The organism is Cupriavidus sp. 01L46 (genome assembly GCF_056399905.1).
Genome location: NZ_JBFTSF010000007.1, coordinates 47,950 through 62,586 on the forward strand (window position 1 = coordinate 47,950; position 14,637 = coordinate 62,586).

At 66.6% G+C, this 14,637-nt stretch carries 12 protein-coding genes and 1 pseudogene; 5 read left to right on the forward strand and 8 right to left on the reverse strand.

Translation table 11 applies throughout. The annotated features are described in order from the left end of the window. Positions 1-194 precede the first annotated feature (194 nt). The 4 genes from htpX to def form a co-directional block, all read right to left on the reverse strand. Positions 195-1,055, reverse strand: a complete 861-nt coding sequence (gene htpX / locus AC1DS3_RS02685; RefSeq protein ID WP_459372351.1) for a zinc metalloprotease HtpX — start codon at positions 1,053-1,055, stop codon at positions 195-197. Positions 1,056-1,242: 187 nt separating this feature from the next. Next, a complete protein-coding gene (locus tag AC1DS3_RS02690; protein ID WP_441635848.1) occupies positions 1,243-1,884 on the reverse strand; it encodes a LysE family translocator in 642 nt (213 codons plus the stop codon). Between the two features lie 91 nt (positions 1,885-1,975). After that, complete coding sequence (gene fmt, locus AC1DS3_RS02695; RefSeq protein WP_477126637.1) at positions 1,976-2,989, reverse strand: methionyl-tRNA formyltransferase; 1,014 nt, start codon at positions 2,987-2,989, stop codon at positions 1,976-1,978. A gap of 134 nt (positions 2,990-3,123) precedes the next feature. Then, entirely contained in the window at positions 3,124-3,639 is a 516-nt protein-coding gene (def, locus tag AC1DS3_RS02700) for a peptide deformylase (protein WP_477109315.1), read from the reverse strand. A 162-nt stretch (positions 3,640-3,801) separates the two neighbouring features. Here def and AC1DS3_RS02705 point away from each other — a divergent pair, with 162 nt between their 5' ends. The 4 genes and pseudogenes from AC1DS3_RS02705 to AC1DS3_RS02720 all read left to right on the forward strand — a co-directional run. After that, a complete protein-coding gene (locus AC1DS3_RS02705; RefSeq protein ID WP_477126638.1) occupies positions 3,802-4,974 on the forward strand; it encodes a LysM peptidoglycan-binding domain-containing protein in 1,173 nt (390 codons plus the stop codon). A gap of 35 nt (positions 4,975-5,009) precedes the next feature. Next, positions 5,010-6,125 (forward strand): DNA-processing protein DprA, encoded by a 1,116-nt coding sequence (gene dprA / locus AC1DS3_RS02710; protein WP_477126639.1) that lies wholly within the window; start codon positions 5,010-5,012, stop codon positions 6,123-6,125. 98 nt (positions 6,126-6,223) lie between these two features. Then, on the forward strand, positions 6,224-6,628 hold the full coding sequence (locus AC1DS3_RS02715) for a thioredoxin family protein (RefSeq protein ID WP_441635857.1): 405 nt from the start codon (positions 6,224-6,226) through the stop codon (positions 6,626-6,628). A 269-nt stretch (positions 6,629-6,897) separates the two neighbouring features. Further along, positions 6,898-9,498, forward strand: a pseudogene (locus AC1DS3_RS02720) (DNA topoisomerase III); the annotation flags it as partial. Here the strand turns inward: AC1DS3_RS02720 and AC1DS3_RS02725 are convergent. Beyond that, entirely contained in the window at positions 9,429-10,382 is a 954-nt protein-coding gene (locus AC1DS3_RS02725; RefSeq protein WP_477126640.1) for a LysR family transcriptional regulator, read from the reverse strand. The pseudogene AC1DS3_RS02720 and the gene AC1DS3_RS02725 overlap by 70 nt on opposite strands. Before the next feature lie 192 nt (positions 10,383-10,574). Between AC1DS3_RS02725 and AC1DS3_RS02730 the strand changes: the two genes are divergently transcribed. Beyond that, entirely contained in the window at positions 10,575-10,880 is a 306-nt protein-coding gene (locus tag AC1DS3_RS02730) for a hypothetical protein (RefSeq protein ID WP_441640447.1), read from the forward strand. A gap of 351 nt (positions 10,881-11,231) precedes the next feature. On the opposite strand, the gene AC1DS3_RS02735 is transcribed toward AC1DS3_RS02730, so the two are convergent. From AC1DS3_RS02735 to AC1DS3_RS02745, 3 genes are all read right to left on the reverse strand, one after another. Next, complete coding sequence (locus AC1DS3_RS02735) at positions 11,232-11,702, reverse strand: hypothetical protein (RefSeq protein WP_477126641.1); 471 nt, start codon at positions 11,700-11,702, stop codon at positions 11,232-11,234. A 232-nt stretch (positions 11,703-11,934) separates the two neighbouring features. Next, positions 11,935-12,129, reverse strand: coding sequence for a YbdD/YjiX family protein (locus tag AC1DS3_RS02740; RefSeq protein ID WP_006162283.1), 195 nt, complete (start codon positions 12,127-12,129; stop codon positions 11,935-11,937). Between the two features lie 51 nt (positions 12,130-12,180). Then, complete coding sequence (locus AC1DS3_RS02745) at positions 12,181-14,253, reverse strand: carbon starvation CstA family protein (protein ID WP_043350941.1); 2,073 nt, start codon at positions 14,251-14,253, stop codon at positions 12,181-12,183. Positions 14,254-14,637: the final 384 nt, after the last annotated feature.

A 14,637-nucleotide genomic window follows, 5' to 3' on the forward strand; every position in this document is an offset into this window, starting at 1 on the left:
AGGCAAGCCGCAAGCGGCGAGGACTGGCGGCAAGGCCGGGCAAGGCCAAAAACACACTGCCCGCCGCTTCCGGGGAAGCACGGCGGGCAGTTTACCCTGTATGTGGCGGGGGCCGGCGTTTTTGCGCCTGGCTGGCCGCAGCGAGGGGGTAGCGCGGCGGCTTGGACCGCGCTTGGACCACGCTTGGACCGCGCCTACACCGGATAGACGCCGGTCTGTGCCATCTGCATCAGCCGCGCCACGCGTTCCTCGGTCGCCGGGTGGGTCGAGAACAGGTTGGCGATGCCGCCGCCCGAGAGCGGGTTCATGATCATCATCTGCGCCGTGGCTGGATGCTGTTCCGCGGTCTGGAACGGAATCCCTTGCGCATAGCGGTGGATCTTGTCGAGCGCCATCGCCAGCGCCTGCGGGTCGCCGCTGATGGTGGCGCCGCCGCGGTCCGCCTCGAACTCCCGGGCGCGGGAAATCGCCATCTGGATCAGCGAGGCCGCCAGCGGGGCCAGGATTGCCACCGCGATGCTGGCAATGGGGTTGGAGCGGTTGCCGTTCTCATCGCGCCCGCCAAAGAACATGGCGAAGTTGGCCAGCGCGGCGATGGCGCCGGCCATGGTGGCGGCGATGGTCGAGATCAGGATATCGCGGTGCTGCACGTGAGCCAGCTCGTGGGCCATCACGCCGCGCAGTTCGCGCTCCGACAGCACCCGCAGGATGCCGGTGGTGGCCGCAACGGCGGCATGCTCCGGATCGCGGCCGGTGGCAAAGGCGTTGGGCGCATCCTCGTTGATCAGGTACACGCGCGGCATCGGCAGCTGGGCGCGCTGCGCCAGCTCCTGCACCATGCCGTAGAACTGCGGTGCCGTGCTCGCGTCGACTTCCTGCGCGTTGTACATGCGCAGGACCATCTTGTCCGAGAACCAGTAAGAGAAGAAGTTCATGCCCAGCGCCATGATCAGCGCGAACATCATGCCGCTGCGGCCGCCGATCATGCCACCGATGACGATGAACAGCGCCGTGATGGCGGCCATCAGCATGAAGGTCTTGACCCAGTTGAACATTGTCGTGATCTCCGAAAAAACCATCCTCGCGCGCGCACCGGGTGGCCGGGCTGGCCGTGCTGCGCAAARCGTGGCGCGGTGCTGTTTAGATAGTACCCCGGCCCGGAAATTCAACCGTCACCTGCCTAAAAAAAGGGCAGGCGGCGCCGGCAGCCGTTCGTTGTGCCAGCGGGTTTGGCAACCGTTCCTAGCGTTGGGCAAAGGCCAGGCGCGCGCCCAGCCCGATGAATGCCATGCCCACAATGCGGTCCATCCAGCACTTTAGGCGCGGCACCTCGCTGGCGCGGCGGGTCAGGGTGCCCGCCATCCATGCCACCAGGCTGTTCCATAGCGTCGACATCGCCACCATGATGCCGCCCAGGGCCAGGAATGCCAGGGCCTGGTGCTCGGCGTTGCGATCCACGAACTGCGGGAAGAAGGAAATGAAGAACAGGATCACCTTTGGATTCAGCACATTGGTGAGGAAGCCCTGCATGAACAAAGCGCGCAGGCCGCGCGTGCCCGGCTGGGCAGCGGGGGCCGCGTCCGCGCCGGGGGGCGCGGATCGCTGCCAGATCAGGCGCAGCCCAAGCCACACCAGATAGGCAGCACCGGCAAACTTGATCAGGGTAAAGGCGGTGGCCGATGCCGCCAGCAAGGCAGTCAGGCCGAAGGCGATGGCCAGCGAGTGCACGCAGCATCCGGCACTGACCCCGAGCGCCGAGACCACGCCTGCCGCCCTGCCCTGCGCCACGCTGCGCCCGACGATATAGGCGGTATCCGGGCCAGGCGTCACATTGAGCAGGAACACCGCGCCAACGAACAAGGGAAGGTCAGTAATGCCGAGCATGGTTGGCTGCCGGTGGATGGGATGCGGAAATGGCTTGCGGAGCATGCTGCGGCAAGCCGGGCATCGTGGCTTTGCCGCAAGCGCAGGGCGATTATGCCGTGCCGCCAGGCACGGCGCAGCGGGTACCCGGCGGCAGCGGCATGCTTTGCAGGAACTGCTGGGCCGGCACGCGGCGCCCGCCCGGCTTCTGCAGCTCGGCCACACGCAGCGCGCCCTCGCCGCAGGCGATCACCACGCCATCGGCATCCGCCGCGAGCACAGTGCCCGGCGCCTGCGGGTGGCTGGCCGTGGACGCCAGGGGCTGGGCCTGCCAGCACTTGATGACGGTCTCGCCGACCTGCACGGTGGCGCCGGGGAACGGGTTGAAGGCGCGCACCTGGGCGGCCAGCGCCGCAGCCGGGCGGCGCAGGTCCAGCGGGGCTTCTTCCTTGGCGATCTTCTCGGCATAGGTCACGCCCTCGGCCGGCTGCGGCGTGCCGGTGAGCGGCTGGCCCGCGGCGAGGCGGCGCAGCGCCTCCACCACCATGCGCCCGCCTAGCGCGGCCAGCGTGTCGTGCAGGGTGGCGGTGGTGTCGCCGGGGCCGATCGGCACGGTTTCGCCCTGGATCATCGCGCCCGTATCCAGCCCTTCGTCCATCTGCATCAGCGTGATGCCGGTCTGCGCATCGCCGGCCTCGATGGCGCGGTGGATGGGCGCGGCGMCCCGCCAGCGCGGCAGCAGCGAGGCATGGATGTTCAGGCAGCCGTAGCGTGGCAACGCCAGCACCTCGGCCGGCAGGATCAGGCCGTAGGCGGCCACCACCATGACATCCGGGGCGATCTGCGCCAGCGTGTCCACGGCGGCGCCGGCCTCTTCGGGATACTTGCCGTTGCGGCGCAGCGAGCGTGGCTGCAGCACCGGGCCCAGGCTGCGCTCCAGCGCGTACTGTTTGACCGGGCTGGCCTGCAGCTGCAGGCCGCGGCCGGCTGGCCGGTCGGGCTGGCTGAGCACCGCCACCACCGGGAAACCGGCGGCGTGGATGGCTTCGAGCGCCACGCGGGCGAATTCGGGCGTGCCGGCAAAGGCAACGCGCAGCGCTTGGGATGGGCTTGCGGCTTGGGACATGGCACGCTCCGGCATAAAGCGGCACCGGCCGCATCAGCGGCCGGTAACTTGATTCATCGGGAAGGCAATAAGATAGCAGACCGCTAGCTGGCCGGTAGCAGGCCAGCGCCGGCGCGCGGCCGGCCGCGGCGGCCTTACATACGGGTGCGTTCGCGCTTGTGCAGCTTGATCAGCTTGGACTTGATGCGCTGAAGCTTGAGTGGCGACAGGTACTCGACGAAGACCTTGCCCTTGAGGTGGTCCATCTCGTGCTGGATGCACACGGCCAGCAGCTCGTCGGCTTCGATCTCGAATGGCTCGCCCTTCTCGTTCAGGGCACGCACGCGCACATGGTCCGGGCGCTCGACCCGGTCGTAGACCTCGGGCACCGACAGGCAGCCCTCTTCCGCCACCTTGCGGGTCTCGCTGGACCAGACGATCTCAGGATTGATGAAGACCTGTAGTGCGTCACGGGTCTCGGAGATATCGATCACCACCACCTGTTCGTGCACGTCCACCTGGGTCGCGGCCAGGCCGATGCCGGGGGCTTCGTACATGGTCTCGGCCATGTCCTCTACCAGCTTGCGAATGCGGTCGTCCACCACGGCAACCGGTTTTGCCACGGTATGCAGGCGGGGATCAGGGTAGGTCAGGATGTCGAGTTTAGCCATGATGCTGGGGCGCAACGCCTGCCGCTCACACATGTGACCCGCGCGTTGCGGCTACGGGTGTTTACATGCAGAATCGGGGCGCAAGTACAAAAATTCAAGGCGCGCCGCAACAGGCACGCTCTCCAGGGTCAATCCGGCTGTTCTGCCAGCCGGTTCGAGAAAATGCGCGATCTTACCAAAGAACACCAGGCGGCGCCGGGCCGCAGGCCGTACGCGTTTGCCCGTTGGATATTGTGTGCGGCCGGAATCACCGCCGCCACAGGGGCGCCAGTACATGCCGCCGATCTTACCGTCACCCCGGCCCAGCGGGCCCAGGCCAGCGTTACCGCGCAGCAGGGCATTGCCGCCGCCGACCTGGCTTCGGACGCGCCCCAGCAGTATGTCGTGCGTGGCGGCGACACGCTTTGGGGKATCTCCGGGCGCTTCCTGCGCCAGCCCTGGCGCTGGCCCGAGCTGTGGGGGATGAACCAGCAGCAGATCCGCAATCCACACCTGATTTATCCCGGCCAGGTCCTGTACCTGATTCAGCGCGACGGCCGCGCCTGGCTTTCCACTAGCCCCGATGCCGGCGGCACGGTGCGCCTCACGCCAGCCGTGCGCAGCGAAGGCGGGCCCGATGGCGCCATCGCCAGCATCCCCGCCAAAGACATCGAGCCGTTCCTGATCCGCCCGCTGGTGGTGGACCAGGGCACGCTGGAGACCTCGGCGCGCATCATCGCCCTGCCCGAGTCGCGGGTCTACCTGGGCATGGGCGACATCGCCTATGCGCGCGGCATTTCCCCGCCCGAGGCGGTGGTCGGCAGCGACTGGCAGGCCTTCAAGCCGGTCAAGCCGGTCAAGGACCCGGTTACCGGCCGCGTGCTGGGCTATGAAGCCGAGTACCAGGGCAATGTCCGTGTGTCGCGCCCGCCGGAAGGCTTCGATGCGGTAACTACCGTCAAGGTCACGGMGGCCCAGCAGGAAATGGGCTCTGGCACCTTGCTGGTGCCCCAGCCGGCGCGCGAACCGGTGCGCTATGTGCCCCGCGCGCCGGATGTCATGCTTGATGGCCGCATCGCGGCGGTCTACGGCGGCGTGCAGTTCGGCGGCGCCAAGCAGGTGGTCGTGCTCAATATCGGCACCGCCGCGGGCCTCGAGCCCGGCCACGTGCTCGCGCTGTCGCGCGCCGGCCAAGTGGTGCGCGATCGCACGGACGGCAACCGCGCCATCCAGTTGCCCGACGAGCGCTATGGCCTGGCTTTCGTGTTCCGCGTGTTCCCCGGCTTGGCCTATGCCCTGGTCACCGACGCCTCKAACGCGATCGAGGTGGGCGACCGCGTGACATCGCCGCGTTGACCGGGCTGGCAGCAACCGGCGCCAACCCGGCGCCCGTGCCCACCACCACCCGCAGCGCCGCCGATATCGAGGCGTGGCTGCGGCTGACCGGTGCCCGCGGCCTGGGCACCGGCGCTTTGCGCCAGTTGCTGGCCACCTTCGGGCTGCCGCACCAGCTGCTGGCGCAGACCGTCAGCGCACTGGCGGCGGTCATCCCCGAGAAGCACGCCCGGGCGCTGCTGGCACCGCCCGATGCTGTCACGGTGGCGCTGGTCGAGCGCACCGTGGCCTGGGCCGCCGAGCCCGGCAACCATGTGGTGACGCTGGCCGATGCCGCCTATCCCCGTGCCTTGCTGGATCTGTCCGACCCGCCGCTGGTGCTGTACGTCAAAGGCCGGCTGGGCGCGCTTGGCGGCCCGGCCATTGCCATGGTCGGTGCGCGCAGCGCTACCGTGCAGGGCGTGGAGGACGCGCGGCGCTTCGCCCGCGTGTTGTCCGGCGCCGGGCTGACGGTGGTGTCAGGGCTTGCGCTGGGCATCGATGGCGCAGCGCACGAGGGGGCTCTGGAAGGCGCTATGGAAGGGACTGGCGGCACCGTGGCGGTGATCGGCACCGGCGCCGACCTGGTCTACCCCGCCCGCCATCGCGACCTGGCCCACCGCATCGCGGCCCACGGCGCCATCGTCAGCGAGTTCGCGCTCGGCTTGCCCGGGCGCAGCCACCACTTTCCCCAGCGCAACCGCATCATCGCGGCGCTCGCGCGCGGCGTGCTGGTGGTGGAGGCGGCCGCGCGCTCGGGCTCGCTCATCACCGCGCGGCTGGCAGCCGAGATGGGACGGGAGGTCTATGCCATTCCCGGCTCGATCCATGCGCCGCTGTCCAAGGGTTGCCACCTGCTGATCCGCCAGGGCGCCAAGCTGGTGGAAACCGCGCACGATGTGCTCGAGGAACTCGGCATGGCCGGGGACGCTGCCCGGCCGGTGGCGCCTGCGCCCATGCCGGCGCTGGACGATGTCCTCGGCCTGACGCTCACCCATGACCCCGTCACGCTGGACGCGCTGTGCGCGCGCACCGCCCTGCCGCCCGAGCAAGTGGTGGCCAGCCTGCTGTCACTGGAACTGGCGGGCACGGTGKAGCGGCTGCCGGGCAATGTCTATCGCCGGATAAGCTAGTGAGCAACCCTGGTACCGCCGGCCGAAATACGGATTTCCTGGCGGCCGCTACAATCAAACGATTTCCCGTGCCTGAAAAGGCTCATGTTTCCCCCATCATGACCGTTTACTTTCCGGAGCAGGACCCGGGTGCAATCGCCCAGGTGTTGGCAGCGCGTCCGCAAGGCCGCCTGGTAGCCTGCCTGTGCGCAGCCTGGTGCGGCACCTGCGGGACCTACCAGGAGGCGTTCGCGGCGCTTGCCGCCCGGTTTCCGGGCGATTGCTTCGTCTGGATCGATATTGAAACCCATGCCGACCAGCTGGGCGACCTCGATATCGATAATTTTCCGACGCTGCTGGTGCAGCCGGCGGCGGGCGGCGCACCGCAGTTCTACGGCACGCTGCTGCCGCATATTGAAGTGCTCGAACGCATGCTGGCGCGCGGCGCGGCGATGGTGCCAACGGCCGGCGCAGCGGTGCCGAACGTGCTGGAGTGGCTGGCGCCGCACGCTAACGGCGACTAACCCCGGTCATCGGCGCCCGGCGCAAGCCAGGAGCACGAGCACCGGACTGCGGTCAAAAAACGAAGTGGGCGGCGGCTGTTCAGGGCCGGCCCGCATGCCAGCAGCGCCCGTTTGACGGCGACGGCGGAGGCAGCTTGCTTGCACCGCCGTCGGAACCGCGCTTATTATTGGCGCCTCAAAGCCCCAAGCTCGCTGTTTACATATAGTGCAGAGCCCTTAGTGGCAATAATTCGCAGGCCGCCAGAGTGCGGCCAGCAAGGACCCGATCCATGTCAAAAGCCCTCATCATCGCGGAAAAGCCATCGGTTGCTGCCGATATAGCCCGTGCCCTCGGGGGCTTTACCAAGCATGACGAATACTTCGAAAGTGACGATTACGTTCTTTCGTCGGCCGTCGGCCACCTGGTTGAAATCGCCGCCCCGGACGAATACGAAGTCAAGCGAGGCAAGTGGAGCTTCGCGAACCTGCCGGTGATTCCCCCCCACTTCGACCTGCGCCCCATCGCCAAGACCGAGTCGCGGCTGAAGGTGCTCAACCGCCTGATCAAGCGCAAGGACGTCACCGGCCTGGTGAACGCCTGCGACGCGGGGCGCGAAGGGGAACTGATCTTCCGCCTGATCCAGCAGCACGCCAAGGCCAAGCAACCGGTGCAGCGCCTGTGGCTGCAGTCGATGACGCCGCAGGCGATCCGCGACGGCTTTGCCCGCCTGCGCGACGATGCCGACATGCTGCCGCTGGCGGACGCCGCGCGCTGCCGCTCGGAAGCCGACTGGCTGGTCGGCATCAACGGCACGCGCGCCATGACCGCGTTCAACAGCAAGGGCGGCGGCTTCTTCCTGACCACGGTTGGCCGGGTGCAGACCCCCACGCTGTCGATCGTCGTGGAGCGCGAAGAGAAGATCAAGAAGTTCGTCCCCCGTGACTACTGGGAAGTGCGCGCCGAGTTCGTCGCCGCCGCCGGCCTGTACGAAGGCCGCTGGTTCGACCCCAAGTTCAAGAAGAGCGAGTTCGATCCCGAGACGCGCGAGTCGCGCCTGTGGAGCGAGGCCGAGGCCAAGAGCATCGTGGCGGCCTGCCGTGACAAGACCGGCACCGTCACCGAAGAGTCCAAGCCGTCCACGCAGCAGTCGCCGGCGCTGTTCGACCTGACCACGCTGCAGCGCGAGGCCAACTCGCGTTTCGGCTTCTCGGCCAAGAACACCCTCGGCCTGGCCCAGGCGCTGTACGAAAAGCACAAGGTGCTGACTTACCCGCGTACCGACGCGCGCGCGCTGCCCGAGGACTACATGGACACGGTCAAGCAGACCATGGACATGCTGGCCGAGAGCTCGCCCAACTACCTGCCGCATGCCAAGAAGGTGCTGGCCAGCGGGTGGATCAAGCCCAACAAGAAGATCTTCGACAACAGCAAGATCAGCGATCACTTCGCTATCATCCCGACGCTGCAAGCCCCGAAGAACCTCTCGGAGCCGGAGCAGAAGCTGTATGACCTGGTGGTGCGCCGCTTCCTGGCGGTGTTCTTCCCGGCGGCCGAGTTCCAGGTCACCACCCGCGTTACCGAGGTGGCAGGCCATCATTTCAAGACCGAAGGCAAGGTCTTGGTCAATCCGGGCTGGCTGGTGGTCTACGGGCGTGAAGCCCAGGGCGATGATGCCAACCTGGTGGCGGTGGCCAAGGACGAGCGCGTCAAGGTCGACAAGGTCGACGGCGTGATGCTGACCACCAAGCCGCCCGCACGCTACAACGAAGCCACATTGCTGTCCGCCATGGAAGGCGCCGGCAAGCTGGTGGACGACGATGCGCTGCGCGAAGCCATGGCCGGCAAGGGCCTGGGCACGCCAGCCACGCGCGCGGCCATCATCGAAGGCCTGCTCGCCGAGAAATACCTGGTGCGCGAAGGCCGTGAGCTGATTCCCACCGCCAAGGCCTTCCAGCTGATGACGCTGCTGCGCGGGCTCGGTGTGCAGGAACTGACCCAGGCCGAGCTGACCGGCGAATGGGAGCACAAGCTGTCGCAGATCGAGCGCGGCGGCTTGAAGCGCGACGAGTTCATGCGTGAGATCGCGCAGATGACGCAGCAGATCGTCAAGCGCGCCAAGGAATACGACAGCGACACTATCCCGGGCGACTACGCCACGCTGGCCACGCCGTGCCCGCAGTGCGGCAGCCAGGTCAAGGAGAACTACCGCCGCTTTGCCTGCACCGCGTGCGAGTTCTCGATCAGCAAGATCCCGGGTGGGCGCCAATTCGAGATCGACGAAGTCGAAGAACTGCTGCTGAAGAAGGAAATCGGTCCGCTGCAGGGTTTCCGCAGCAAGATGGGCCGGCCGTTTGCCGCCATCCTGAAGCTGGGCAAGGACGACGAAGGCCACTACAAGATGGAATTCGACTTCGGCCAGAATGACGACGACAACGACGGCGAGCCGGTCGATTTCACCGGCCAGGAAGCGGTTGGCGCTTGTCCGAAGTGCGGTGGCTCGGTCTACGAGCACGGCATGAAGTACGTGTGCGAGAACAGCGTGGCCGTGCCCAAGAGCTGTGACTTCACCACGGGCAAGATCATCCTGCAGCAGGAGATCTCGCGCGAGCAGATCGGCAAGCTGCTGGGCGCGGGCCGCACGGATCTGCTGACCGGCTTCAAGTCATCACGCACCGGGCGCAACTTCAAGGCCTTCCTGGCCAAGCAGCCGGACGGCAAGATCGGCTTCGAGTTCGAGGCACGCGAGCCCAAGGCGGGCGCCAAGACGGCGGCCAAGGGCGCTGCGGCCAAGACCGCGTCCGCCAAGGCTGGCGACGAGGATCAGGCTGCGGAGACGGTGAGCAAGGCCAAGGCGCCGGCCAAGAAGGTGGCGGCCAAGAAGGCCCCCGCTGCCAAGAAGGCTCCTGCTGCGAAGAAAGCCGCGGCCAAGACGCCAGCAGCCAAGCGCGCTGCCGGCAAGTCCCGCGCCGACGACGAAGCCACGGCCGATGCCGAGGAAGAGTGAGTCGCGCGCGGGGCCCGCGCCTCGATATTGGGGCGCGCCAGGTAGGACGACAGCATCGCCACACCCATGTCGGCCAGTGCCGCCTGGTGCGCCAACTCGGCATTGCTGCACAGCAGGCCCGGGCGGATCGGCACCGTCACCTCGCCCTCCGGGCCCGACAGCGTCCATTCATGCTCAGCGGTGGGGATGCGCATCGCGATGCAGCGGTGGTTGGTCAGCTCGTGCGCGTGGCGCAGCGGCGGGTGCTGGCGCAGGTAGCCTGGCGAGGCGCACAGGATGATCTCGGCAGAGATCAGCGGGCGTGCCACCAGGTGCGAACCCAGCCCCAGGTCCGACAGCACTACGCCCACGTCGCGGCCCTCTTCCACGATATCGACGATACGGTCCGATAGCAGCACGTCGAACACCACTTCCGGGTACAGGGCCTGGAAGCGCGCCAGCGTGTCCGGCAGCAAGTGCAGCCCGAACATCACCGGCGTGACCAGCCGCAGCGTGCCGGAGAGCGACTGGCTGCGCGCCGTCACCACGGCCTCGGCCTCCTCCACGTCCTCCAGGATCTGCTGGCAACGCTGCAGGTAGGTCTCCCCGGCGTCRGTCAGCGACAGGCTGCGGGTGGTGCGGTTCAGCAACCGCGTGCCAAGGTGGCTCTCCAGGTCGGCCACATAGCGCGTGACTACCGCATTGGACATTTCCAATTGTTGCGCCGCACGAGCAAAGCTGCCCAGTTCGACCACTTTGGAAAAGACGCGCATCGATTGCAGCCGGTCCATGACATAGTCTCCAGTCTTGCCCGCGAATTTTTACGGAAAGTGGGTTATTTATTGTTGAAACTACAACTAATCATTGTCGGCGGCAATATTTATTCATATCAGGGAAATGCCTAATATGACGCCATCGGATGCCGCATTGCAGCGAAGGCTGCTGAGAAGACTAGGTGTCCTGCCTGTGGAAAGGATTCAATCATGAAAAGCCAACGTTTCGCCCTGATCGCCGCTGCCGCCACGCTCGCAGCCACCCTGACCGCCGCCCCCGCCTTTGCCAAGGCCGGCAAGTTCGACCCGTACACCGATGGCGCCCGCGCCACCCAGACCTCGGTCTATAGCAACGGCGGCAAGGCTGGCAAGTTCGACAGCTTCACCGACGGCGCCCGTGCCGGCAAGTTTGACGCGTTCACGGACGGTGCCCGCGTTGGCAAGTTCGACCCGTACACCGACGGCGCCAAGGCCGGCAAGTTCGACGTATTCAGCGACGGCGCCGCCACCCTGTAATTCAGGCGTCCTGTCGGCGGGAACCGCGTCTTGTGGCGGTTCCACCCCTTTTCGGCTGATCTCCACAGGCCGACGGGGAGGGTGCGAAAGTGCCTTCTCCGTACTTACTGGAGGACACGCCCGTACCACGCCGGTACGGGCGTGTTTGTTTTGGGGCGCCGCTTTTGCTGTGCATGCATACGGGTGTTGGGTGATGCATGATACCCCCGGCGAGGTTTTCGGGCTGCGTCGTCGCATAAATCACGGCAATCACGGCATAAAAAAACGGGCCAGTCATGGCCCGTTCTTGTTGCCGGCATCGCAGGCMGGCTGCCGGCGGGCGGGGGATGATCCCCGCCTGCGCCAGGCAGATCAGTCGTCGTGATGGTGGTGGCCACGGCCGTGCTTGCGCTTGTAGCCGCTGCGGTAGTAGCGGTCATCGCGGTAGCCGCGGCCGCGTTCGTCCGCGTAGGAGTTGCTGCGCGAGACGTTGCCGCCCAGCGCCGCGCCTGCACCGCCGCCAACCGCTGCCCCCAACAGGCCGCCGGTGCGCCCGCCCATGGCGTTGCCCGCTGCCGTGCCTGCGCCGCCGCCCAGCGCGCCGCCGATGATGGCGCCAGTGCGCTCGCGGCGGTTGGACGTGACCGCGCCGCCTGCGCCGCCGCCAACCGCGCCGCCGATCACCGCACCGGTCGAGCCGCCAAGCGCGCCACCGACCGCCGCGCCGGCGACACCGMCGAGTGCGCCGCCGAGGGCATTATTCATATCGCCCGCAAACACCGGCAGCGCGGATGCCGCCAGGGCGATGGCCAGGGTGAAACTGCGAACGGGATGACGAGACATGTTCTTCTTCCTTGGGTTGAGCAACTGTGACGCAAGTGTAGAGATGTAGCCGCGAGCTTGCTGTAACCACGTGTAAGGCCCTGTAACCGCTGCAGAAACGTAAAACGGGCCGCCAGAATTGGCGGCCCGTTCTTTAACGGCGTGAAGCGCGGAGTTACTACGGGGTTAGGACTATTGTGCGGCTACGCGCACTCGCATTTTCCCCTTGAGTGAGCCGCGTGCCACGTGCAGATCAACAACATTTTCCCTGTCCCCCGCCGTAGCGGGCCTCCTGCCGTTCGCGAAAGAACGCCTCGTAGGTCATGGGCTCGCGGTCGGGGTGGGTGGCCTCCATGTGCGCCACATAGGTCTGGTAATCCGGCAAACCCACCATCAGGCGCAGGGACTGGCCCAGGTAGCGTCCCATGGTTCCAAGTTGCTCAAGCATGATGGATCTCCTGTTCTCGGGTCAGCGCTGGCCGGTGGCCAGCGCACGCATTCAATGCTGCGCCGAAGCCGAAGCCGGCATCGGTTCAAACGGCGTTTCGCGGTCGGTCGGCCGGTTTTCCGCGCGGGCCTTCATCGCAGTCTTGAAACCGTAGAACACGATCGACAGCACCACGAACATGAACAACGCGCATAGCCCGGCATCCAGGTAGTCGTTGAAGACGATGCGGTGCATCTGCTCCATCGACTTGGCCGGGGCCAGCACCTTGCCCTGGGCGATGGCGTCGCTGAACTTGGCCGCGTGGGTCAGGAAGCTGACCTTGGGATCGGCGTCGAACAGTTTTTGCCAGCCAGCGGTCAGCGTGCAGATCAGCAGCCAGATGGTGGGCACCAGGGTGACCCAGGCGTACTGCCCGCGCTTCATCTTGACCAGCACGCAGGTACCGAGCACCAGCGCCACCGCGGCCAGCATCTGGTTGGAGATGCCGAACAGCGGCCACAGCGTGTTGATGCCGCCAAGCGGGTCGACCACGCCCTGGTACAGGAAGTAGCCCCAGAACGATACGGTCAGCGCGGTGGCGATCAGGTTGGCCGGCAGCGAGTCGGTGCGGCGGAACGAGGGCACGAAGCTGCCCAGCAGGTCCTGCAGCATGAAGCGCCCGGCGCGGGTGCCCGCGTCCACCGCGGTCAGGATGAACAGCGCCTCGAACAGGATGGCGAAGTGGTACCAGAAGGCCATCATGGCCTGGCCGCCCACCACCTGGTGCAGGATGTGGGCAATCCCCACCGCCAGCGTCGGTGCGCCGCCGGCGCGCGAGATGATGGAGTTCTCGCCAACGTCCTTGGCGGTCTGGATCAGCACATCCGGCGTGATCACGAAGCCCCAGCCCGAAACCACCTGGGCCACCGATTCCGGCGAGGTGCCGATCACGGCTGCCGGGCTGTTCATGGCGAAATACACACCCGGCTCGATCACCGAGGCCGCGACCAGCGCCATGATGGCGACGAACGATTCGGCCAGCATCGCGCCGTAGCCGATAAAGCGCATATGCGCTTCGCTCTCAAGCAGCTTGGGCGTGGTGCCCGAGGAGATCAGCGCGTGGAAGCCCGACACCGCGCCGCAGGCGATGGTGATGAAGAGGAACGGGAACAGGTTGCCCGACCACACCGGGCCGCCGCCCTTGGCGAACTGGGTGAACGCCGGCATCTTCAACTCCGGCGCCACGATCAGGATGCCGATGGCCAGCGCGATGATGGTACCGATCTTCAGGAAAGTGGAGAGATAGTCGCGCGGGGCCAGCAGCAGCCACACCGGCAGCACGGCAGCGATAAAGCCGTAGATGATCAGCATCCACGTCAGCGCCTTGCCGTCGTAGGTAAACAGCGGCGCGAGCACGGCGCTCTCATGCACGTACTGGCCACCGATGATGGCCAGCATCAGCAGCACGAAGCCGATCACCGACACCTCGCCGATGCGGCCCGGGCGGATGTAGCGCGTGTAGATGCCCATGAAGAGGGCGATAGGAATCGTCACCCCCACCGTGAACGTGCCCCAGGGCGAGCCCGCCAGCGCCTTCACCACGATCAGCGCCAGCACCGCCAGGATGATGATCATGATCATGAAGCAGCCGAACAACGCGATCATGCCTGGCACCGTGCCCATCTCGGACTTGATCAGGTCGCCCAGCGAGCGGCCGTCGCGGCGCGTGGAGATGAACAGCACCATGAAGTCCTGCACTGCCCCGGCAAACACCACGCCCGCCAGGATCCACAGCATGCCGGGCATATAGCCCATCTGCGCGGCCAGCACGGGACCCACCAGCGGGCCGGCGCCGGCAATGGCGGCAAAGTGGTGGCCGAACAGCACGGCCTTGTTGGTCGGCACGTAGTCCAGCCCGTCGTTATGCCGCCAGGCCGGCGTCATGCGCTTGGGGTCGAGCTGCATCACCTTCTCGGCGATGAACTTGCTGTAGTAGCGGTAGGCGATCAGATAGATACAGATCGCGGCGACCACGATCCACAAGGCACTGACGGCTTCGCCGCGAGACAGTGCAACGGTGGCAAAGGCGAAGGCGCCAAGGATGGCGACGGCCAGCCACACCAGGTGTTGCCCGATGCGATTCATGATGAGGGTCTCCTCAGACCATTTTTAGGAATGCCGGCGGCGGCAGGTGCCGGAAGCAAGGGGGGCACCTGGGCGGCGTCCCCTGGTGGCGGCGGGCGGAGGGGTGGGTGGCGGGATGGTCCCAGCCATGTCTCCGTCGACGCCCGGTATGTCTCGCAAGATCCGGATCTGGTCGTCGCAGGCGGGCGATGCAAACAGCATTGACGCTAGCCGCACCCACTGCGCAGGACGCATGCATGACGCCGCTTGAGCGGCGCGCGCGCGTCCGGCGTGTAGTATTGACACCCGTCCCTGGCGGCACAAGCGCGGAACTACGCAGCGATGCTGCGTGTTACTACGTAGATCGACGCTCGCATGCCGCTTGCGCGTCATCCGTGTTTACCC